Raw genomic sequence first — 20,304 nt, 5'->3', positions numbered from 1 at the left:
CAACTACGCGTTCAGGGGGCCTTTGTCCTTGAGGACGTAGCCGCCCTTGATCACCGCCGCGTCGGCCGCCGGGGCCATGCACTTGGCGATCTGCGTCTCACCCGCCTTCGGGAACCCCGACAGCCCGATCCGGCTGGGACCGCCGCCCTTGCCCGCGACGTAGAAGCTGATGCCCATGCGGGCGTGCCGGTCGGCGAACTCCTGCCAGGGGCCGCCGGGGACGGTGCGGACGAGGGTTCCGGTGACGGTCGCGGTGGGGCCGCCGGTGGTCAGGCAATCGACGGTGAAGTCACCCCAGTTGACGAAGGCAGGCTTGCCCTTCCCCTGGTCGATGCGGTGGTACACGCGGAACGTGCCCGAGGAACGGGTCGGGAAGGACGGGCTGTCCTTGGTGTAGGTGCCGTGGGCGTCGACGGAGATCTGGACGTCGTTGCCCGGTGCGGGGAAGTCCATGCGCCCCCAGCCCTTGATGGAGGCGGTGGTGGTGGCCGGGGCCGGGGCGTCGTCGGCCGATGCCTCCGCGGGCATCGCCAAGGCGGTCAGGACGAGAAGAGAGGCGACCGGCAGAGCCTTCTTGATCACGAGGATGCTCCCCTTCGAGGGTTCGCGGATTCCGTTTCGAGGATTCCGGGTTCAAGGGATGACGTCTGTCCCCTCGATCCTCGCGATCAGCGACCCCGCGTTCGTCGCCCTGACGGCCGAGACGCCTCCGCCGCCCGAGCGAGGCGCCGGGGGCACTGCCGCGCCGCGCGACGGGCCGGGGCCTCCCCCACCTGGGGGAATGCCGGGCAGCCGGGGAGAGCGGGGGCGGCGGAGCGGCCGCGCCACAGAGCTTTCGTGTACGACGTAGACTTACTGCACGGCGTTCAGTGACGGCACGGCGGAGAGTAACCCAACGCTGTAAGGTGACAACCGTGGGAGACCAGACGCAGAACCGACGGGCCAGGCTCCGGGCGGAAACCGCCCAGGAGATCAAGACGATCGCGCTGCGGCTCATGGCGGAGGGCGGGCCGGACGCGATCTCGCTGCGCGCCATCGCCCGTGAGATGGGCATGACGGCCGGGGCCATCTACGGCTACTACCCGACCCGGGACGACCTGGTCACGACGCTGATCTCCGATGTCTACACCTCACTCGTCGACCGGGCGGAGGCAGCCGTCGCACCCCTGCCCGCCGACGACGTGGCGGCCCGCACCCTCGCCTGGGCGCAGGCCTTCCGCACCTGGTCCGTGGCCAACCCCGAGGGTTTCCGGCTCATTTACGGCGACCCCGTCACCGGCTACCAGCCCCCCGAGGGCGGTCCGGCCGCCGAAGCCGCGCAGCGCGCGTGCGCGGGCCTGACCGCCCTCGTCGCCGGTGCCTGGCCGCGCGCCGAGAGTCTGGAGGCGGCGGACGGGCATCTGTGGTCCGACTTCCAGCCCGCCTTCGCCGCCGACATCCGGGAGCGGTTCCCCGAACTCCCGCCTGCCGGGGTCGCGCTCGCGATCCGCGTCTGGGGCCGGATGCACGGCCTGGTGGCCCTGGAGATCTACGGCCACCTCCGCCCCCTGACCCACGACCCGGCCAAGCTCTACCGCGCGGAAATGCTCGACCTGGTGCGGTCGTTGGGGCTCACGCCGCACGCGTAGCGGCACCCGGCCCTTCGAGCGGGCCTCAGCGCTTGCCCGTGCGTACCGCGCCCGCGCTCGCCGTGACCACCATCGCGATCGCGACCCACTGCGACAGCGACAGCCCCTGGTCCAGCACCAGATAGCCCGCCGTCGCGGCAAGGGCCGGTGACAGACTCGTCAGCACCGCGAACGTCGCCGTGGGCAGCCGCCGCAGGGCGAGCAGCTCCAGGGTGTAGGGCACGCCCGAGCTCATCACCGCGATCGCCAGTCCGAGACCGAGCACTGCCGGTTCCAGCAGCGTCCCGCCCGACGCCCCGACGCCCAGGGGCAGACTGACCAGCGCGGCGACGGACATCGCGATGGCCAGGCCGTCCAGCCGGGGGAAACGGGCGCCCGCACGGGCGTTCAGCACGATGTACGCCGCCCACATCGCCCCGGCGCCCAGCGCGAAGGCCACGCCCGCGACGTTGAGTTGACCGAATCCCCCGCGGCCCAGCAGGAAGACCCCGGCCAACGCGAGCCCCGCCCACAGCAGTCCGGCGGCGCGGCGCGCGGCGACGACCGACAGCAGCAGCGGGCCGAGCACCTCGACGGCGACCGCCGCCCCCAGCGGTATGCGGTCGATCGCCTGGTAGAAGAGGAGGTTCATACCGCCGAGCGCCAGGCCGAACCCGCCGGCCACCGCCCAGTCGGCGCGCGTGTACCCGCGCAGCCGGGGCCGGGCGACGACCAGCAGCAGCACCGCGGCGAACGTGACCCGCAGCGCGACCGTGCCGAGCGCCCCGGCCCGGGGGAACAGCAGCGCGGCGAAGGCCGACCCGAACTGGACGGACACCGCCCCGGCCAGCACCAGGCCGACGCCGCCGAGGGTGCCGCGCCCCGGGGCGCGGCGGAGGAGAACGGGCGTGGCCGTCGTCGTGGATGAGTCCTGCACCGTGGAAGTCATGGGGTTCACGCTAGGCAGCCGACTACGCCCTGTGAAATGCCGATCGCGGCACGGTTATGCTCCTGAGGCATGACCATCGAGCTGCGGCACCTGCGTGCCTTCCTCGCCATCGCCGACGCCGGCAACGTCACCCGCGCCGCAGCCCGCCTCCACCTGAGCCAGCCCGCACTCTCCCGCACCCTGCGCCAACTCGAGGACCACCTCGGCGCCCGCCTCGTGGACCGCTCCACCCACCACCTCGCACTCACCACCGAGGGCCACACCTTCCGCGACAAGGCCGCCGCCGCCCTCGCCGCCGTCGAGACCGCCCTCGACCCCCGAGGGCTGCGCGGTTGGCCGCTGCGCCTCGGCCACACCTGGGCCGCGCTCGGCGACCACACCATCCCCCTGCTGCGCCGCTGGGACGAGACACACCCGGGCACTCCCCTGGAGCTGCTCCGCATCGACGACCGCACGGCGGGACTCACCCGGGGCGAGGTCGACGCGGCCCTGCTGCGCGGCGCGGTCACCTCGCCCGGCCTCCGCATCGAGCCGCTGCTGTCGGAGACGAGGGTGGTGGTCATGCCGGCGGACAGCCCCCTGGCGGCGCTCCCCCGGGTCACCCTCGCGGACCTCGCCGGCCGTCCGATCGCCGTCAACACCGTCTCCGGCACCACGACGATGGACCTGTGGCCGCCCACCGCCCGGCCCGTCGCGACCATCGAGGTGACCAACACCGACGAGTGGCTCATGGCCATCGCCGCGGGCCGTGCCCTCGGGGTCTCCACCTCGGCCACCCCGAGCAACCACGCGCACCCCGCCCTGGTCTACCGCCCGCTCGCGGACGCACCGACCGTTCCCGTCGTCCTCGCCTGGCGCGAGGGGCCGGGACACCCGGCCATCCCCGACCTGGTGGCCCTCGCGCACGAGGTCCTCGCGGCCGGACCATTGGGGCTCACGCCACAAACGTAGGGGCGTCCGGCCCCTTGTGCGCCCTCAGCGTCGGCTGCGACAGTCGCTGACATACCGGGTGGTCGCAGCCAGCCCCAGGCCGAAAATGATGACTGCCAGCGCACCGGCAACAAGGGAGTCGCTGGCATGCAAGGGCCACATCCATGCGTACGGCCGCCCTCCCGGGCCCAGTCCGATCAAAGCGCAGGCCACGGGGAGGACCGCCACTGCGACGGAACCGTATTGCGCGTGGGTGAATCGCTGCACGATCAAGCCCACGCCCAGATATCCCAAGAAGTTGCGGGCAACGGCGAAGGCCAGCGAAAAGTCGAGGAGAAGCGTCTCCAGCAGAGCGACAAGCACAGAGAGGGCACTGGCAGCGGCCAGAGCGACCATCCACCACGAGGCCGCGGGTCGCACCGCGGATGCCTCCGTCTCCCAGGGTGCGCGGTTCAGCCCATAGAGCATCGCGCCGGCAGGAAGCACCGGCAGCACAAGTGGCACGGGAACACCACCTCCTAGCCCGCTGAAAAAAGAAGGCAAGGGGACCGCCGACGTCGACAGAAGCGGAGCCGCCACAAAACACAGAGCCAACGCCCCTGCCCAAGTCGAGACGGCATGCACACGTAGCCACCAGGTCATGTCGTCTGCCCTGCCGCCCTCGCATAGGACGCCGGGTCGAGGTCGGGCTCCACGGAGCAGTCGCGGACCGCCCTCATGTTCTGCTCGAACCACCTCTTCTGCGCCTCCGCCGGCAGTCGGCGGACCTCTTCGCCCAATGCGACGGCCGGGGCAGGCCACTGCCTCTGCAAGGCAGAAGGCTCAGCGCCCGCCGTCAGGGCAAGCCATGAGTGGACAGCCGAGACCGCCTCATCGCCGGGGTAACGGGCATTCGGCCTCTGTGCACAGGCCGGCGGCTCAGAGGGCATCGACCCGGCCGAAATGGCGGTGAGGACAGAGTTACGGTTCGGGATGGTGGCACCGAACTCGACTCGGGACACCGGTTTGATTCCTACGGCACGAAGGTTGCGGTCCGCGTCGTGGGACCAGCGGAGGAAGTCAGCCTCGTTGGCACGTTGTTCAGGCCACAGGCAGACCTGGGGCCTGTTGCCGACGCACTGGAACAAAGACCGGTCCCGCGCTTGGGCTCCCTTGAAACCCATCGGGTGGGCCATTGCCACGCCCGCCGCGATACCGACGAAACCGGCTGTCCAGGCCAGCGCCAGTCGAGCCTTGCTCTTGCGCATCACCAGCACGATCAGCGCCAGGATGATCAGTCCGGCCGAGAAGGCAGCGGCCGACCCCAGACTGCGCAGTGAAGGCTCCTGATCCAAGCCGCAGCATTCCGTGACCCCCTGGCCGTTCAGATGCCGCAGCCAGGAGGGGCTGTCGAGGGCAGCGGGCCAGAACCCCCAGAAGTAGCCGACGATGAGCATGAGCGCCGCGCTGATCAAGCGGGGCAGTCGACAGCCCAGCAGGAATCCCACCGCCATGTGGGAGAGCACGATGAGGTAGGCGGTGGCCAGGACGAGGACGTCCGGATGGCCCGGGGTGCCAAGGGCAGGGCCGGAGAAGGCCACCAGGGAAACGAGCAAGCCGACGAGCCCTAGGACGGCGACCGGGGCAAGGTGGACGGCGGCAACATGCAGCCGAGGCCGCACAGGTGCCCAGCTCTCGATGCCCGCGTCGGTCAGGCGACCGGCTTCCCATGCGGCACAGGCGCCACAGGCTCCGCTGACGAAGCCCAGGACGACAAGGGACTGAGTGCTGGCGGATGCCCAGTACTCCACGGTGGTGTCGGCGTTGCGGGCGCTGAACCACAGCAATGCGGGAAGGAGGACCAAGGCGGCCCACAGGGCGGGGCCGGAGCGCAGAAGCGTCTTGATGCGCATGGCTGGGGTCAGACCTCCCCGCGCACCAGTGACCGGTAAGCGGTCTCCGCGCGCCGATCGCCGGGTACATCGCCGGGGGCGTGAGCCAAGAAGCCGTGGGTGTTGCCCTCGTACGCCACTCGCCCCTGGTCGAAGACCACAACGGAGTGATAGATGTCCGCCAGGTCCTCGGTCTGGTGGGTGGATACCACGAAGTGGACCCTGTCCGAGAGGTCTGCGAGCAGTTCCCGGAAAACTCTGCGCTGTTCCGGGTCCAGACCGGCTGTGGGTTCGTCCAAAAGGACCACCTCCGCCCGGTGCACGATCGCTTGGGCTATTCCCAGGCGCCTCAGCTGACCACCGGAGAGCTCGTGGCTGCGTCGGGATGCGAGCTGGGTGAGGCGGACCCGATCAAGGGCGTCGGCCGAACGGTCCCAGGCCCGGCGCCGCGACATGCCCTTGAGCCAGCCGGCGTAAGCGGCTTGCTCCCGGACGGTGAGCCCCGGCACCGGGCTGATGCGTTGCGGCAGCCAACCGACACGGCGACGGAATTCTCTTCTGTCCTTCCGCCTCACACTGTCGGCTGATCCGAGGCGTACGGTGCCGGACGAGGGCGACAGGACAGAGGCGCCTAACGACAACAGCGTGGACTTCCCAGCGCCGTTCGGGCCCAGGAGTACCGTGTTGCCCAGCGGGAACTCGAAGGTCAGCGAGTCGAGGACGGGGACGCCGGCCCGGTACCCGAAAGTGCAGTCTGTGTAGCGCAGTGGCACGTGGCTTCCCAGATGAAGACGGCAGGGGGAGGAAACAGGGCCGCCCGGCCCGCCGCTCCAGGACGACAGGCCGGGCGGGAGCTCCATTTCGATCAGTACCTGACGGCGATGCTACTGACGTTCAGGTACGAGCGGGGAGCGTCATCCCCGTTGAGGTTGGAGTAGTTGAAGTAGTACGTGCCGCCGGACTGGCGCCCGAAGTTGGACGTGTTGCAGTAGTTGTTGCTTCTGTCGACCACCGGGTCGGGAAGTCCGCTGCGGTCCCTCTTCAGCTGAATCCCGGCATACCTGAAGGCCGAATTCGACGCGGAGCATCCGGAGAACCTGACGGTCGTAGACGCGCCGTCACTGTTGTTGTCGTCCCAATGGCGCGATTCCTTACCCGTGACCCAGTTACTGGCGTAGGAGTCGAAGCCGCCTTCGGCATGGGCTATCCCGGCCGTGAGAGCGAACGCCGCGACAGCCGCGGAAGCTATCGCGCCTACCTTCTGTGCTGCACGCATGGGTACCTCCTCAGTAGGAGGGCCGCGTTACACAGCGACCCAAATCGATCTTGTGTTCGAAACGCGTGCCGAGCATCACCCATCACACACGGGTGGTCAACAAGGGGCGGCAAGATCGGGGCATGCGAGAAGGGCGATGACACTCCGATGGCGGAAGCAGTGATTCAGGACGCAATCATGTAGCCCCCGACGCCGCCTTGAGCCTCGTCAACACGGCGCCATTGGCGGGGAGTTGGCTACAGCAGCTACCTGAGCTGTGGGCATCCACCCATCTGGCACGAGGGCGGTGCCACCGCCCGGCTCCGACGCCGACGGTGATGTGCGGCGGACGGGTTCTCAGGCCAGATCCTTACACGAGCCCTAGGCTCTGGTTGCCCGCGACCGACGGGAAACAGCCACTCCTGCCCTCGGGTAACGGCGACCCCACTGCCCCGTTCCGCCCCATTCCCCCTCCCTGACCTGCCGCCGCTCACCCCGCCGACAGCGCCCGGCGCAGCGCGTCCTGGGTGCGGCCGTGAAGGCGCGGTCCGGGGGTGTGCCGTACGCGATGACCAGGCCGTCGGAGATCCCGCAGCCACCCGAGTGGTGTCCTCGCCGGGACACCCGGCCATCCCCGACCTGGTGGCCCTCGCGCACGAGGTCCTCGCGACGGGTACGGCCTGACCTCGCCGCACCCGCCACGGCGATCCGGCTCGTCACCCTGACGCACCAGACGTCCGGCGGAGCCCGTCACCCCCGTTCGGGCACGATGTGGGTTCACGCAGTCGACCGGCCGTCAGGCCCCCCGCACACCCGGGACCCGACGGCAGAGCCCGTCCGGGCGCGACAGCCACCGCGGGTCCGCACCCCGATCGCCCCACGGGCCGCGCCCCCGGCGAGGAGGACGACCGATGGACACGGAACAGGCACCCCTGCCGCCCCACGGGACGGACTGGCGGATGTTCGACCCCGCCCCGGTCGCGGTTGCGGTCACCCGCGGACCGCGGCACATCCTGGCCTACACCAACGACCTCCACGGCGAGCTGTTCGGTGACCGGCCCGTCGGCCTGCCCGTCTCCGAGGCATTCCCCGAGCTCCGGGAGCGCCGGTGCTTCGACCTCTTCGACCAGGTCCTGCGCTCGGGTGAGGCGGTGACCGTCACCGCCGCGCCCGTACGGATCGGCTCCCCGGGCCCCGGCGGAACCCGCTTCTTCACCTTCAGCCTCTCCGCGATCCCCGGCGGCACGGGCACAGCCGGTGTCCTGGTCGTGGCCGTCGAGGTGACCGAGCAGGTCAAGGCCGCCGAACGGGCGCGGCTGCTGTCGGAGGAGCGGCTGCGGGCCCTGCGCCGCTACGAGAGCCTCGCGGCCACCGGCCCCCGGATGATGTGGGTGACCGCCGCCAAGGGCGGGACCATCGAGCCGAGCCCGGGATGGGAAGAGGTGACCGGCCAGACGTGGGAGGAGTTCCGCGGCGACGGCTGGCTCGACGCCCTCCACCCCCACGACCGCGCCCCGATGACGACCGCGTGGCGGCGCGCCCTCGACGAGGTGCCCGACCAGTTCGAGTACGTCTACCGGCTGCGCACCCGGGACGGCAGCTACCGGCACTTCGACGTCAAGGCCGTACCCGTCCGGGAGCACGGCACCGTCGTGGAGTGGGTGGGCACCTGCACCGACATCGAGCAGCAGTGGCTGGAGCAGCGCCGCAAGGACCTGCTGGCGCGGGCGGCGGCCGTCCTCGCGGGGGCCACCAAGCCGCGCGACGCGCTCGCCGCTCTCGGAGACGTGATCGTTCCCGCGCTGGCCGACAAGTGCGGGATCTATCTCCTGCCGGCCACGGACGGCCACATCGCCGCCGACGGGCCGATCACCGTCGAGCGGATCTCCTCCCGCATCCGCGAGGGCCTCCCGTCCGACCTTCCGGCGCGCCGGGAGGAGCTCCTCGAAACGGGCAGCGCGCTCGCGCGGGCCGTCCGGGAACGACGCGTCATCCACGCCACCTTCACCCCCGACACCATTCCCCCGGACACCGCCCCGGCCGCCACCCTCTCCTGGCTGTGCCGGGCCGGCGCCCACAGCATGGTGATCGTGCCCATCGTCATCGACGGCACCCTCGCCGCCGTCGTGGACGCCTTCGCGTGCGGGGACCGCGAACCGATCGGCCCGGCCGACGTGGCCCTGATGCACGAATTCGTCGAGCAGGCACATGAACCGCTGCGGCACATCGCCGAGTTCCAGCGCACCCGGCGCGTCGCCCTCGCCCTGCAGCACAGCCTGCTCAGCGACCCGCCCCGGTACGACCGGCTGCGCATCGTCGCCCGCTATCTGCCGAGCCCGACGGCCGCCGAGGTCGGCGGGGACTGGTACGACTCCTTCGTCCTGCCCGACGGCGCCCTCATCCTCGTCATCGGTGACGTCGCCGGCCATGACATCGCCGCCGCCGTGACCATGAGCAAGATGCGCAACATGATGCGCGGCCTGGCCGCCGACCGTCAGGAACCGCCCGGCGACATCATCCGGCGCCTGGACGTGGCCACCCAGACCCTCAACCCCGAGGAGGGCACGGCCACCTGCGCCATCGCCCGTCTGGAGCAGGGCGACGACGGCGGCTGGCAGACGCACTACAGCGTCGCGGGCCACCCGCCGCCGCTGCTCGTCACCAAGGACGGCTGCACCCGCTTCCTCGACCGGGCCGCGTCACCGATGCTGGGTCTGCCCATGCAGGACGACTGGCGCGACAGCGCCATCGAACCCCTGCCCGCCGGGAGCACCCTGCTGCTCTACACCGACGGTCTGGTCGAGCGCCCCGACGAGGACATCGACCAGGGGCTCGACCGCCTCCGTCGCACCGCCGCCGTCCTCGCCCGGGAACCGCTCGACGTCTTCTGCGACACCCTCCTCGCCGAACCCGCCGCCACCGGCCGCGACGACATCTGTCTCATCGCCCTGCGCGTCCCCGCGGCGGAACCTGCGGGCGTGCGAGGCGACCGCTAGGACCGCGTCGCCGTCGCGCACTCGTCCCCGGAGGAGCCGCCCCGCCCGACCGGCGTGCTGCGGTCGTACGGGTCGACCACCGTGCCGGCCTCGTCCGCCCGGCGGTCCGTGCCGAAGGGCGGGGTGAGGTAGCCCGTGGGGGCGCCGCAGCCGCCGTTGGTCATGTCGTACTTGTTGGAGACGATCGAGAACGTGCCCGGCTCGGTGATCACCTTGTCGGGATCGTCCCAGCTCAGGATCAGCTCGCGCCGGACAATGGTGCGCACGATCTCGTCGTCGCCGCCCGCGTCCGCGCGGGTGACGGGATAGACGAAGGTGACGTCGGCGGTCACCTGGAGCGCACCGCGCTCGCCCTCCCGGTAGGTGAGCCGGCCCCGGGTCTTCACGACGTCGCCGACCAGCCGGGTGCGGGAGGGCTGGAAGCGGCTGAAGAGGAGGAGGGGGTCGTTCTTCTCGCTCGGGGTGCGGAAAGCGGTCGTCAGGAAGTCCTGGACGTCCTTCTGCTTCGGGTTGATCAGTGCGATCGCCTTCTCGGGGCGCTCGCCCCGCAGCACCCCACGGTCCAGGCCGGACGCGACGAGGAAGTCCCGGCTGCGGGCGAGAGCCCGCTCGACCTCGGCCGCGCTCATCCAGCCGACCGCCCGGGCCTCCGGCACGGTGATCCCCGCCGCTCCGCTCGCCCAGCTCGCCGCCGGGGACCCGCGGAACGGCTCGTCCATGGTCGGGCGTTGGCCTGCCGCCGCCGGTGGGCCCGCCTCCGCCGGGGAGTCGGGGTCGTCGCCGGCGAACAGGTCCACCACCCGTCCCGGCGCGAGGGCCACCACCAGCAGCACCAGCGAGGCCAGCAGCCCGACCACGTACCAGCCCGTGCGCCGCTTGGGCCGCGCGGGCGTATAGCTGCGCCAGCCCTCCGGGCCGCCGTCGGGCTGTGCGCGCAGCCGCTTCGCCACGTCGCGGGCCCGCGCCGACGGCTCCTTGGGCGCGTCGGCGGCACCCGCGACCGACGCGCGCAGAAACCGCTCCCACTCCTCGTCCGATCTGGACGAGCCGTCCGGCTCCGTACCCGCGCCCATCCCCGACCCCCTGGCAATCAGTACACCGCGACCCTCCCCTGGGGCGCGTCCGCATAATGACACAGCGCGCTGACAGCGAGTCCGGCCGGCCCGACCGCCGCTCACGCGGGCGGCAGCGAGCGGAGGAGGGCCTCCAGGACGGACGGGAAGGCGTGGTCCGCCGCGGTGCCGTAGGCGACGACCAGGGCGTCGGGGGCATCGGGCGCGCCGGGGGCGTCGGGGTGCCGGAAGCGGCTCAGGCCCTCCAGGGCGAGGCCGTCCCACGCGGCGGCCTGCAGGGCCGTGCGTTCCGTGCCCGGCGGGAGTTCGAGCACGGCGTGCAGTCCGGCGGCGATGCCGGTGACGCGGACGTGCGGGGCGTGTTCGGCGAGGGCGGCCACGATCTGGTCGCGGCGGCGGCGGTAGCGCAACCGCATCGCGCGGACGTGACGGTCGTACGCGCCCGAGGTGAGGAACTCCGCGAGCGTGAGCTGGTCGAGGACGCCCGACCCCCACTCCCCCGTCCGTTTGAGCGCCAGCACGTCACCGACCAGGTGTTCCGGCAGCACCAGCCAGCCGAGTCGCAGGGCCGGGGCGAGGGCTTTGCTCGCCGTGCCGCAGTAGACGACGTGTTCGGGGCCAAGGCCCTGGAGGGAGCCGACCGGCTGTCTGTCGTAGCGGAACTCGCCGTCGTAGTCGTCCTCCAGGATCAGCCCGCCGGTGCGCGAGGCCCAGTCGACGACGGCGGACCGCCGGTCGGGGTGGAGCGGCGCGCCCGTCGGGAACTGGTGGGCCGGGGTGAGGAGCACCGCCCGGACGTTCTTGTGCGCGTCCAACTCGCCGACGTCCGCGCCACGTTCGTCGACCGGTAGCGGCCGGCCGCGCAGTCCGACGCGGGCGATGACGTCGCGGTGGAGCCACAACCCGTACTCCTCGACGCCCAGTTCGCGCACGCCCCGCTGCCGCAGCACCCTGCTGAGCAGGGCGAGTCCCTGCATATAGCCCGCGCACACCACGATCCGGCCGGGGTCCGCGCGGACGCCCCGGGCCCGTGCGAGGTAGTCCGCGAGTGCGGCCCGCAGCTCGGGGCGGCCCATGCCGTCGTTGTAGCCCAGTGCCTCGTTCGGCGCCTTGGCCAGGGCGCGGCGGGCGGCGGAGAGCCAGGCCGCGCGGGGGAAGGCGGAGACGTCGGCCGAGTTGGTGCGCAGGTCGTACGTGGGGCGGGCGGGCGGCCGGGGCGGGGTGGCGCGGCGCTCGGGGGCCCGGGGCGTGGCGCGCTGGGCGACGCGGGTGCCGGAGCCCTGGCGGGCGGTGAGCCAGCCCTCGGCGACCAGCTCGCCGTACGCGTCGGCGACGGTGTTGCGGGCCAGCCCCAGATCGACGGCGAGCGAGCGGGAGGAGGGCAGCCGGGTGCCGGGCGCGAGGCGGCCCGTCCGGACGGCGTCACGCAGGGCGCGGATCAGATTGGCCCGTACGCCGCCCGGCCCGGTGAGGTCCAGATGCAGATCGGCGCCGCCGGGGGGCGGTGTGGCGTCCTGAGAAGTGGCCCATGATTTCCGCATGGAAATGGACCATACCCGTGGGCTAACCCGGCCGTAGTGTCATCGGTATGACGAACAACGCCACTCCCCACAGCCACGGTCCCCGGATGCACTTCCACAAGCTGGCACCCGAGGTCCAGAAGGCGATGTACGGCCTGGAAATGGCCTCCCGCAAGGGCCTCGAACCGACCCTGATCGAGCTGGTCAAGATCCGCGCCTCGCAGCTCAACCACTGCGCGTTCTGTCTCGACATGCACATCAAGGACGCCCGCAAGGCGGGCGAGACGGAGGAGCGCATCTACCTCCTGGGCGCCTGGGAGGAGGCGGTCGGCTACTACACGGAGAAGGAGCAGGCGGCCATCGCCCTCACCGAGGCCGTCACGGTCCTCACCGACGGCTTCGTCCCGGACGCGGTCTACGACCGGGCCGCCGCGCAGTTCGAGGAGCAGGAGCTGGCCCAGCTCATCGCCCTCATCACCACCATCAACGCCTGGAACCGCATCGGCGTCACCACCCGCATGACGCCGGGCCTGTACGAGGCCTGACGGCACCCGACGCAGACGGCCCCGGGCCGCCGGACACGTGCGTGTCGGCGGGCCGGGGCCGTCTTCGGAGATACGGCGAGGTGCGGCGGGCCTTACGGCAGCCACGCCTTCCACACGTCCGGGTGCCGCTGCACCCAGCGCTTCGCGGCCTCCTCCGCCGGGAGCTTGTCCTCGGCGATCATCTGCGAGACCTCGTTCTGGTCCTTCTTCGACCAGGTGAAGTTCTTCAGGAAGCGGGCCGCCTTGCCGCCCTTCTCCGTGAACTCCGCGTTGAAGAACTTCTTCAGCGACGACGTCGGATAGGCGCAGTCGACCGTGTCGGGATCGGCCGCGCCCTTCTCGGCGCACGCGTCCGTGTACTTCGGCAGCTTCACCTCGACCATCGGCACCTCGTTGAAGAGCCACTGCGGCTCGTACCAGTAGGTGAGGAAGGGCTGCTTCTTCTTGGCGAACTGCTTGATCTGCGTGATCTGCGCCGCCTCGGAGCCCGCGAAGACGACCTGGTAGTCCAGGTTCAGGTTCTTCACGAGCGCCTTGTCGTTGGTGACGTACGACGGGGAGCCGTCGAGCAGCTGGCCCTTGCCGCCGCTCTCGCCCGTGCGCAGCTGCGACGCGTACTTGTTGAGGTTCTTCCAGTCCAGGACGTCCGGGTGGGCGTCGGCGAAGTACTTGGGGACGAACCAGCCGATGTGCCCGGTGACCCCGAGGTCACCGCCGGGCGCGATCGTCTTCTTGTCCTTGACGTACCGCTGCTCCTGCTCCGGGTGGCCCCAGTCCTCCATGATCGCGTCGACGCGGCCCTGGCTGAGCGCGTCCCAGGCGGGCACCTCGTCGACCTGGACGGTGTCGACGCGGTAGCCCAGCTCGTGCTCCAGCAGGTACTGGGCGACGGCCGTGTTGGCGCGGGCGCCCACCCACGACTGGACGGACAGGGTCACGGTCTTCGCCCCGGCCGCGTTGGCGTAGGGCGAGGCCTGCTTGGTCATGTCGGCCGCCCCGCAGCCGGTGGCGGCGAGGAGTCCGAGGCTGCCCGCCAGGGCGGCCCCGATGGTGATGACGCGCTTGCGAGCCATGTCAGGCCCCCTTTCCGGCACGGGCCTTCGTCGGCTGGGTGACCCTGTCGAGCATCAGGCCCAGGCAGGCGATCGCCACACCGGCCATGAGCCCGGTGGCCAGGTCGCCCTGGGCGAGGCCGAAGACGACCTCGTAGCCGAGCGCGCCGCCACCGACGAGACCGCCGATGATGACGACGGACAGCACCAGCACCACGGCCTGGTTGACCGCGAGCAGCAGCTCCGGGCGGGCCAGCGGGAACTGCACGTGCCGCAGCTGCTGGCCGCTGGTCGCGCCGAGCGAGCGGGCGGACTCCATGGCGCCCGGGTTCACCTGGCGCAGGCCCTGGCTGGTGATGCGGACGACGGCCGGCAGCGCGTAGACGATCGCGGCGGCCGCCGCCGGGGCCCGGCCCACGCCGAACAGGGCGACGACGGGGATCAGATACACGAACTGCGGCATCGTCTGGAAGACGTCCAGGACCGGTCGCAGCAGCCGCTCCGTGCGGCGGCTGCGCGCGGCGCCCACGGCGATGGCGAAGCCGAGGACGAGGGTCACGGCGACGGCCGCGAGCACCTGCGACAGGGTGTCCATGGAGCTTTCCCAGCGGCCGAGCACACCGATCGCGCCGAGCGCGAGGACGGCCGTCAGGGCGGTCCGCCAGGTGCCGATCAGCCATGCGAGGGCGGCGACGATCAGCAGCGCGCCCCACCAGGGCAGACCCAGCAGACCGTCGCGCAGCGGGTCGAGGACCCAGCCGGTGTAGTGCGCGGCCCAGTCGGCGGTGCCGCCGATGCCGGGGATGCCGGAGTAGAGGTGGTCGACCATCCAGTCCTTGGCGTCGTTGACCGGCGCCGCGATGGCCACGGTCCAGCCGTCCGGCCAGCTCAGGGCGCCCATGGCGCGGGTGATGACGGCGACGGCCGCGGTGGCCACGGCGACGAGCGCCCAGCGCTGTCCGCCCTTGCCCCGGGACTCGGTGCCCATGCGCTCGCCCGCGGCGGCGGTCGTCCGGTCCAGCACGATCGCCAGCAGCACGATCGGGATGCCCGCGGCCAGGGCGCTGCCGACGTCCACGGTCGACAGGGCCTGGTAGACGCGGTCACCGAGGCCGTCGGCGCCGATGACGGAGGCGATGACGGCCATCGACAGGGCCATCATGATGGTCTGGTTGACGCCGAGCAGCAGCTCACGGCGGGCCAGCGGCAGCCGCGCGGTCAGCAGCCGCTGCCGCCCGGTGGCGCCGAGCGACGCCACGGCCTCCAGCACCCCCTTGTCGGTGCCGCGCAGCCCCAGCGCGGTGAGCCGCGCCATCGGCGGGGCCGCGTAGACGACCGTGGCCAGCACGGCCGGCGCCACACCGATGCCGAAGACCAGCACGATGGGCAGCAGATACGCGAAGGCGGGCAGCGCCTGCATGGTGTCGAGGACGGGCCGCAGTCCGCGGAACATCCGGTCCGACAGCCCGGCGGCGAGGCCCAGCAGCGCGCCGATGACGACGGACGCGGCGACGGCCACGGCCATCAGCGCGAGCGTCCGCATCGTCGGCACCCACATGTCCAGCAGCCCGCACACGGCGAGCGACGCCAGGGTGGTCGCGGCGACCTTGACCCCGGCGACCCGCCAGGCCAGCAGCGTCGCCGCGGCCGTCACGCCCGCCCAGCCGAGGGCGAGCAGCACGACGTAGACGGCGTGCACGGAGGTGACGATGGCGTTGCTGATGTGGCCGAAGAAGTACAGGAACACCCAGTGGCTGTCCCGGTTGTCGATGATCCAGTCGCTGACCTTGTCGAGCGGCTCGTCCAGGCCCACCGTCAGCGCGTCGGGCCAGCTGCCGCTGCCCCAGCGGGCGTGGGCGAGCGGCACGAGGACCGCCGCGGCGACCGCGAGCAGCAGGAGCTTGCGGGCGACGGGGTGGGTGCTGAGGAAGCTCAGGACACTGCGGCCGCTCGTCGCCGCCGGAGCCTCGGCGGCGGTGGCTCTGCCGGGCGCGGGAGCGGAGGCCCTGCCGGAAGGGGCGGGCTGGGCGGGCTTGGCCGTGGTGACCTTCGTGGCCGGCTTCGCCGGGGACGTGGCGGCACTCATGCGAGCCTCCCGTCCGGTCGGGCGGGGCGGCCCGTGGGGCGCGCCTCCGCGAGCGGGGCCGCGGGGGCCGTCGTGCGATACGTACCTTCGCTCATGCCGCCGCCCTCTCCACGCGGTCCAGCCCGGCGACGACACGCAGCAGGCTCTTGTGGTCGACGACGCCCAGGCAGCGCCCGGCGTCCACGACACGGGCCGGGGAGCCGGTGCGGGCCACGGCCTCGATCGCGTCGGCGACCGTCGTGGCGGGGGCCAGGGCGGGGCCCGACTCGGCCTCGCCGCCGGTGGCGGGGCGCATCGCGCGGCGGACGGTGATGACCTGCTCGCGGGGGACGTCCCGGACGAATTCGCGGACGTAGTCGTCGGCCGGGGAGCCGACGATCTCCTCGGGGGTGCCGCACTGCACGATCCGGCCGCCGCGCATCAGCGCGATGCGGTCGCCGACGCGCAGCGCCTCCGACAGGTCGTGGGTGATGAAGACCATCGTGCGGCCCTCGTCCTCGTGCAGGCGGACGACCTCTTCCTGCATGTCCCGGCGGATCATCGGGTCGAGCGCGCTGAACGGCTCGTCGAACAGCAGGACTTCGGGGTCGGCGGCGAGTGCGCGGGCCAGTCCGACGCGCTGCTGCTGTCCACCGGAGAGCTGGGTGGGGCGGCGGCCCTCCAGGCCGGCGAGGCCGACCTTCTCGACCATCTCCATGGCCTTGGCGCGGCGTTCGGCCTTGCCGACGCCCTGGATCTCCAGGCCGTAGGCGACGTTGTCGAGGACGGTGCGGTGCGGGAGGAGCCCGAAGTGCTGGAAGACCATGGCGGCGCGGTGCCGACGCAGATCGCGCAGCCGGCCGCGGTCCATGCCGACGACGTCCTCGCCGTCGATGGCGATGGCGCCGGAGGTCGGCTCGATGAGCCGGGTCAGACAGCGGACGAGGGTGGACTTGCCCGAGCCGGACAGGCCCATGACGACGAACACCTCGCCCTGCCGGACGTCGAAGGAGACATCACGGACGGCGACCGTGCAGCCGGCTTCCCGGCGCAGGTCGTCGGGCGACAGCTCGGCCAGCGGGCCGTCCGGGACGCGGTCGGCCTTCGGACCGAAGACCTTCCACAGATTGCGCACGGAGAAGACGGGCGGGGCCTCGGTGCTGCTACCGGCCTCCATGGTCTGTATACCGTCAGCGCTCATCACGCATCACCACCTAGGCTCGTGGCCGCACCGAGCAGTTCGGCGCACTTCTCCCCCACCATCAGTACTCCGATCATCGGGTTCACCGCGGGCATCGTCGGGAAGACGGACGCGTCGGCGATGCGGACGCCGTCGAGGCCGCGAATCCTCAACTCGGGGTCTACCACGGCCAGTTCGTCTGTGACAGCACCCATGCGGCAGGTGCCCGCCGGGTGGTAGACGGTGTGCGCGACCTTCCGCGCGTACTCACTGATCTCCTCGTCCGAGGTGATCTCCGGGCCGGGGCACACCTCGCGCTTGAGCCACTTGGCGAGCGGCTCGGCCTTGGCGATCTCCCGGGCGATCTTGATGCCGTCGACGAGCGTACGGGCGTCGTAGTCGTCCTCGTCGGTGAAGTAGCGGAAGTCCAACGCGGGCTTGACGGCCGGGTCGGCGCTGGTCAGGTACAGCCGGCCGCGACTGTGCGGCTTGGGGATGTTCGGGGTCATCGACACGCCGTGCTCGGGCTTCTCGTAGCCGAGCCGCTCGGGGTTGTCGGTGAAGGGGATCTGGTAGAAGTGGAACATCAGATCGGGCCCGTTGGCCGCCGGGTCGCGGCGGACGAAGAGACCCGCGTCGGAGTCCATCGCCGAGTTCTCGGGGATCGGCCCGTCGGTCTCCCAGACGATCACCGACTCGGGGTGGTCGAGCAGGTTCTCGCCCACACCCGGCAGGTCGTGCTTCACGGGGATGCCCAGCGCCTCCAGATCGGCCTTGGGGCCGATGCCGGAGTGCAGCAGCAGCCGCGGGGTGTCCACCGCGCCGGCGCACAGCAGGACTTCCCGGTCCGCCTCGACGATCATCTCGGTGCCGTCCGCGGTGCGGACCCGCACGCCGGTCGCCCGGTTGCCGTCGAGCTGCAGCTCATACGCCCAGGTCTCCAGCAGGATGCGGAGGTTCGGGCGGTCACCGGCCTCCATGTGGGGGTGGAGGTAGGCGACGGACGCGGAGGAACGCTTGTTGTTCTCCGGGTGGTACGCGAGGTCGAAGAAACCGACGCCCTCGTGGAAGGGCTTCTTGTTGAAGCCCTCCACACGCGGCACGTCGATCGCCGCCTGGGCGGCCTCGACGAAGTCGCGGGCGATGGCGTTACGGTCCTTCTCGTCCACCGGCACGATGTTGTTGCGCAGCCGGGCGAAGTACGGGTCCATCGACTCCGCGTCCCAGCCCTCTGCTCCCGCGGTCGCCCACTCGTCCCAGTCGCCGGGCAGCGGCTTGAAGGAGATCAGGGTGTTGTGCGAGGAGCACCCGCCGAGCACCCGCGCCCGGCTGTGCCGGATGTGGGAGTTGCCGCGCGGCTGCTCGGTCGTCGGGTAGTCGTAGTCCAGCTCGCCGCCGAGCAGACCGAGCCAGCGGCGCAGGGTGAGCACCTCGGGGCGGTCGACGTCGGACGGACCGCCTTCGATCACGACCACGGACAGGCCCGGGTCCTCGGCGAGCCGGGAGGCGATCACCGATCCGGCGGTGCCTCCGCCGACGACGACGTAGTCGGCGGTGATCTTCTCAACTGCGGGGGGCATGGGGGGTACTCCTCGGGGGCGGAAAGTTCTTCGCTCGTACGGCACCGGCCCGGTCGGGCGGTGGCTTCGGTCATCGGCCGTCGGTGTCACCGACCGGCTGCGCGGGGCTCAGCCTCCGAACCAGCGCACCGGCTTCGGTGCGAGGTTCTGGTAGATGTGCTTGGCCTCGCGGTACTCGGCCAGTCCGGACGGCCCCAGCTCGCGCCCGATGCCGGACTTGCCGAAGCCGCCCCACTCCGCCTGCGGCAGGTAGGGGTGGAAGTCGTTGATCCATACGGTGCCGTGGCGCAGCCGGCCGGCGACACGGCGCGCGCGGCCCGCGTCCTTCGTCCAGACGGCGCCCGCGAGCCCGTACTCGGTGTCGTTGGCGAGCGCGACGGCCTCGTCCTCGGTGCGGAAGGTCTCCACGGTGAGGATGGGGCCGAAGGTCTCCTCGCGGACGACCTTCATCGTGCGGTCGCAGCGGTCCAGGACGGTCGGCGAGTAGAAGTAACCGGCCGCCGGTCGCACGGCGTTCGGCTCCGGCTGGGATCCGCCGCAGCGCAGCGCGGCGCCCTCGGCCAGCGCGGAGGCGACGTAGGCCTCGGTCTTGTCAAGCTGCTGCGCGGAGACGAGCGGGCCGCACTCGACGCCGTCCTCGGTGCCCCGGCCGAGCTTGATCTTCTCGGCGCGGCGGGCGAGTTCGGCGACGAAGCGCTCGCTGACGGACTCCTCGACGATGAGCCGGGAGCCGGCCGAGCAGACCTGGCCGCTGTGGATGAACGCGGCGTTGAGGGCCTGGTCGACGGCGGTGTCGAAGTCCTCGTCGGTGGCGCAGGCGTCGGCGAAGACGACGTTGGGGTTCTTGCCGCCGAGTTCGAGGGCGACCTTCTTCACGGTCGGCGCGGCGGCCTGCATGACCTTGGTGCCGCTGGCCAGTCCGCCGGTGAAGGAGACGAGATCGACGTCCGGGTGCTCGGAGAGACGGGCACCGACCGGGTCGCCCGCGCCGGTGACGAGGTTCGCGACGCCGTCGGGCAGGCCCGCCTCGACCAGCAGCCGGACCAGCTGCACGGTGGTCAGCGGGGTGACCTCGCTGGGCTTGATGACGAAGGTGTTGCCCGCGGCGAGCGCCGGGGCGATCTTCCAGCTGGCCTGCAGGAGCGGGTAGTTCCAGGGGGTGATCAGCGCGCACACGCCGACCGGCTCGTGCACGACGACGCTGTGGACGTCGGCGGAGCCCGCGTCGACGACGCGGCCGGGGCCCTCGCCCACGACGAGATCGGCGAAGTAGCGGAAGGCATCGGAGACGCAGTCGACATCGGTGCGGCCCTCTTCGAGGGTCTTGCCGGTGTCGCGGCTCTCGGTCAGCGCGATGGTCTCGCGGTCGCGCTGGAGGAGGTCGGCCACGCGGCGCAGCAGCGCGGCGCGCTCGGCGACGGGCGTGTGCGGCCAGGGGCCGAAGTCGAACGCGCGCCGGGCCGCGGCGACGGCCGCGTCGGTGTCCTCGGTGCCGCCCTCGGACACCACGGCGAGTGTCTTGGCGTCTGCGGGGTCGAGGACCTCCCGCTGCGCGCCGGACGCGGCGGCGCGCCACGCCCCGTCCACATGGATGGTCTCGACTGACGACATGTCTCTTCTGCCTTCCGATTTCCGAAACGTCCCGTTACCGGCCGAGCAAAGTCGGACTCGGCAACGGGAC

General features: G+C 71.6%; 17 protein-coding genes. 4 read left to right on the top strand and 13 right to left on the bottom strand.

Translation table 11 applies throughout. The annotated features are described in order from the left end of the window. Positions 1 to 3: 3 nt before the first annotated feature. Complete coding sequence (locus tag AB8O64_RS22210) at positions 4 to 582, bottom strand: hypothetical protein (RefSeq protein ID WP_370420908.1); 579 nt, start codon at positions 580 to 582, stop codon at positions 4 to 6. Between the two features lie 332 nt (positions 583 to 914). Between AB8O64_RS22210 and AB8O64_RS22205 the strand changes: the two genes are divergently transcribed. After that, positions 915 to 1,628 (top strand): TetR/AcrR family transcriptional regulator, encoded by a 714-nt coding sequence (locus tag AB8O64_RS22205; protein ID WP_365377342.1) that lies wholly within the window; start codon positions 915 to 917, stop codon positions 1,626 to 1,628. A 25-nt stretch (positions 1,629 to 1,653) separates the two neighbouring features. Here the strand turns inward: AB8O64_RS22205 and AB8O64_RS22200 are convergent, their stop codons facing one another. After that, positions 1,654 to 2,556 carry a DMT family transporter gene (locus AB8O64_RS22200; protein ID WP_370420907.1) on the bottom strand — a complete coding sequence of 301 codons (903 nt, stop codon included), beginning with the start codon at positions 2,554 to 2,556 and terminating at the stop codon, positions 1,654 to 1,656. A gap of 69 nt (positions 2,557 to 2,625) precedes the next feature. Here AB8O64_RS22200 and AB8O64_RS22195 point away from each other — a divergent pair, with 69 nt between their 5' ends. Further along, entirely contained in the window at positions 2,626 to 3,507 is an 882-nt protein-coding gene (locus AB8O64_RS22195; RefSeq protein ID WP_370420906.1) for a LysR family transcriptional regulator, read from the top strand. A 24-nt stretch (positions 3,508 to 3,531) separates the two neighbouring features. Here AB8O64_RS22195 and AB8O64_RS22190 read toward each other — a convergent pair whose 3' ends face one another. The 4 genes from AB8O64_RS22190 to AB8O64_RS22175 form a co-directional block, all read right to left on the bottom strand. Continuing rightward, the gene (locus AB8O64_RS22190) at positions 3,532 to 3,990 is read right to left on the bottom strand and encodes a hypothetical protein (RefSeq protein ID WP_370420905.1); all 459 of its coding nucleotides are present in this window, start codon (positions 3,988 to 3,990) and stop codon (positions 3,532 to 3,534) included. Between the two features lie 134 nt (positions 3,991 to 4,124). Further along, the gene (locus AB8O64_RS22185; protein ID WP_370420903.1) at positions 4,125 to 5,378 is read right to left on the bottom strand and encodes a hypothetical protein; all 1,254 of its coding nucleotides are present in this window, start codon (positions 5,376 to 5,378) and stop codon (positions 4,125 to 4,127) included. 8 nt (positions 5,379 to 5,386) lie between these two features. After that, on the bottom strand, positions 5,387 to 6,217 hold the full coding sequence (locus tag AB8O64_RS22180) for an ATP-binding cassette domain-containing protein (RefSeq protein WP_370420901.1): 831 nt from the start codon (positions 6,215 to 6,217) through the stop codon (positions 5,387 to 5,389). A 5-nt stretch (positions 6,218 to 6,222) separates the two neighbouring features. Next, the gene (locus AB8O64_RS22175; protein ID WP_370420900.1) at positions 6,223 to 6,633 is read right to left on the bottom strand and encodes a hypothetical protein; all 411 of its coding nucleotides are present in this window, start codon (positions 6,631 to 6,633) and stop codon (positions 6,223 to 6,225) included. Between the two features lie 890 nt (positions 6,634 to 7,523). On the opposite strand from AB8O64_RS22175, the gene AB8O64_RS22170 reads away from it, so the two are divergent. Next, on the top strand, positions 7,524 to 9,608 hold the full coding sequence (locus AB8O64_RS22170) for a SpoIIE family protein phosphatase (protein ID WP_370420899.1): 2,085 nt from the start codon (positions 7,524 to 7,526) through the stop codon (positions 9,606 to 9,608). On the opposite strand, the gene AB8O64_RS22165 is transcribed toward AB8O64_RS22170, so the two are convergent. Continuing rightward, positions 9,605 to 10,681 carry a hypothetical protein gene (locus tag AB8O64_RS22165; protein ID WP_370420898.1) on the bottom strand — a complete coding sequence of 359 codons (1,077 nt, stop codon included), beginning with the start codon at positions 10,679 to 10,681 and terminating at the stop codon, positions 9,605 to 9,607. The two genes, AB8O64_RS22170 and AB8O64_RS22165, sit on opposite strands and share 4 nt — an antisense overlap. 101 nt (positions 10,682 to 10,782) lie before the next feature. After that, on the bottom strand, positions 10,783 to 12,222 hold the full coding sequence (locus AB8O64_RS22160) for a PLP-dependent aminotransferase family protein (protein ID WP_370420897.1): 1,440 nt from the start codon (positions 12,220 to 12,222) through the stop codon (positions 10,783 to 10,785). 47 nt (positions 12,223 to 12,269) lie between these two features. On the opposite strand from AB8O64_RS22160, the gene AB8O64_RS22155 reads away from it, so the two are divergent. After that, positions 12,270 to 12,746 (top strand): carboxymuconolactone decarboxylase family protein, encoded by a 477-nt coding sequence (locus tag AB8O64_RS22155; RefSeq protein ID WP_370420896.1) that lies wholly within the window; start codon positions 12,270 to 12,272, stop codon positions 12,744 to 12,746. A 92-nt stretch (positions 12,747 to 12,838) separates the two neighbouring features. Here the strand turns inward: AB8O64_RS22155 and AB8O64_RS22150 are convergent, their stop codons facing one another. From AB8O64_RS22150 to AB8O64_RS22130, 5 genes are all read right to left on the bottom strand, one after another. Continuing rightward, positions 12,839 to 13,819 carry an ABC transporter substrate-binding protein gene (locus AB8O64_RS22150; protein WP_356453489.1) on the bottom strand — a complete coding sequence of 327 codons (981 nt, stop codon included), beginning with the start codon at positions 13,817 to 13,819 and terminating at the stop codon, positions 12,839 to 12,841. A gap of 1 nt (position 13,820) precedes the next feature. Beyond that, positions 13,821 to 15,884, bottom strand: a complete 2,064-nt coding sequence (locus AB8O64_RS22145; protein WP_370420895.1) for an ABC transporter permease — start codon at positions 15,882 to 15,884, stop codon at positions 13,821 to 13,823. Between the two features lie 91 nt (positions 15,885 to 15,975). Next, positions 15,976 to 17,064, bottom strand: coding sequence for a glycine betaine/L-proline ABC transporter ATP-binding protein (locus AB8O64_RS22140; RefSeq protein ID WP_370420893.1), 1,089 nt, complete (start codon positions 17,062 to 17,064; stop codon positions 15,976 to 15,978). After that, positions 17,064 to 18,623, bottom strand: coding sequence for a GMC family oxidoreductase (locus AB8O64_RS22135; RefSeq protein WP_370420892.1), 1,560 nt, complete (start codon positions 18,621 to 18,623; stop codon positions 17,064 to 17,066). Before AB8O64_RS22135 ends, AB8O64_RS22140 begins: the two co-directional genes overlap by 1 nt. Before the next feature lie 108 nt (positions 18,624 to 18,731). Next, the gene (locus tag AB8O64_RS22130) at positions 18,732 to 20,234 is read right to left on the bottom strand and encodes an aldehyde dehydrogenase family protein (RefSeq protein WP_370420891.1); all 1,503 of its coding nucleotides are present in this window, start codon (positions 20,232 to 20,234) and stop codon (positions 18,732 to 18,734) included. Positions 20,235 to 20,304: the final 70 nt, after the last annotated feature.

It is taken from the genome of Streptomyces sp. QH1-20 (assembly GCF_041283565.1).
GTDB lineage: Bacteria > Actinomycetota > Actinomycetes > Streptomycetales > Streptomycetaceae > Streptomyces > Streptomyces syringius.
Note: the sequence above shows the minus strand (reverse complement) of the source record. Positions and strands in the feature narration are given on the sequence as shown.

Coding starts and splice junctions, on each gene's coding strand:
- AB8O64_RS22175 (WP_370420900.1), bottom strand. CDS start 6,633: ATGCGTGCAGCACAGAAGGTAGGCGCGATAGCTTCCGCGGCTGTCGCG.
- AB8O64_RS22195 (WP_370420906.1), top strand. CDS start 2,626: ATGACCATCGAGCTGCGGCACCTGCGTGCCTTCCTCGCCATCGCCGAC.
- AB8O64_RS22155 (WP_370420896.1), top strand. CDS start 12,270: ATGACGAACAACGCCACTCCCCACAGCCACGGTCCCCGGATGCACTTC.
- AB8O64_RS22135 (WP_370420892.1), bottom strand. CDS start 18,623: ATGCCCCCCGCAGTTGAGAAGATCACCGCCGACTACGTCGTCGTCGGC.
- AB8O64_RS22150 (WP_356453489.1), bottom strand. CDS start 13,819: ATGGCTCGCAAGCGCGTCATCACCATCGGGGCCGCCCTGGCGGGCAGC.
- AB8O64_RS22180 (WP_370420901.1), bottom strand. CDS start 6,217: ATGGAGCTCCCGCCCGGCCTGTCGTCCTGGAGCGGCGGGCCGGGCGGC.
- AB8O64_RS22140 (WP_370420893.1), bottom strand. CDS start 17,064: ATGAGCGCTGACGGTATACAGACCATGGAGGCCGGTAGCAGCACCGAG.
- AB8O64_RS22145 (WP_370420895.1), bottom strand. CDS start 15,884: ATGAGTGCCGCCACGTCCCCGGCGAAGCCGGCCACGAAGGTCACCACG.
- AB8O64_RS22200 (WP_370420907.1), bottom strand. CDS start 2,556: ATGACTTCCACGGTGCAGGACTCATCCACGACGACGGCCACGCCCGTT.
- AB8O64_RS22185 (WP_370420903.1), bottom strand. CDS start 5,378: ATGCGCATCAAGACGCTTCTGCGCTCCGGCCCCGCCCTGTGGGCCGCC.
- AB8O64_RS22130 (WP_370420891.1), bottom strand. CDS start 20,234: ATGTCGTCAGTCGAGACCATCCATGTGGACGGGGCGTGGCGCGCCGCC.
- AB8O64_RS22160 (WP_370420897.1), bottom strand. CDS start 12,222: ATGCGGAAATCATGGGCCACTTCTCAGGACGCCACACCGCCCCCCGGC.
- AB8O64_RS22170 (WP_370420899.1), top strand. CDS start 7,524: ATGGACACGGAACAGGCACCCCTGCCGCCCCACGGGACGGACTGGCGG.
- AB8O64_RS22165 (WP_370420898.1), bottom strand. CDS start 10,681: ATGGGCGCGGGTACGGAGCCGGACGGCTCGTCCAGATCGGACGAGGAG.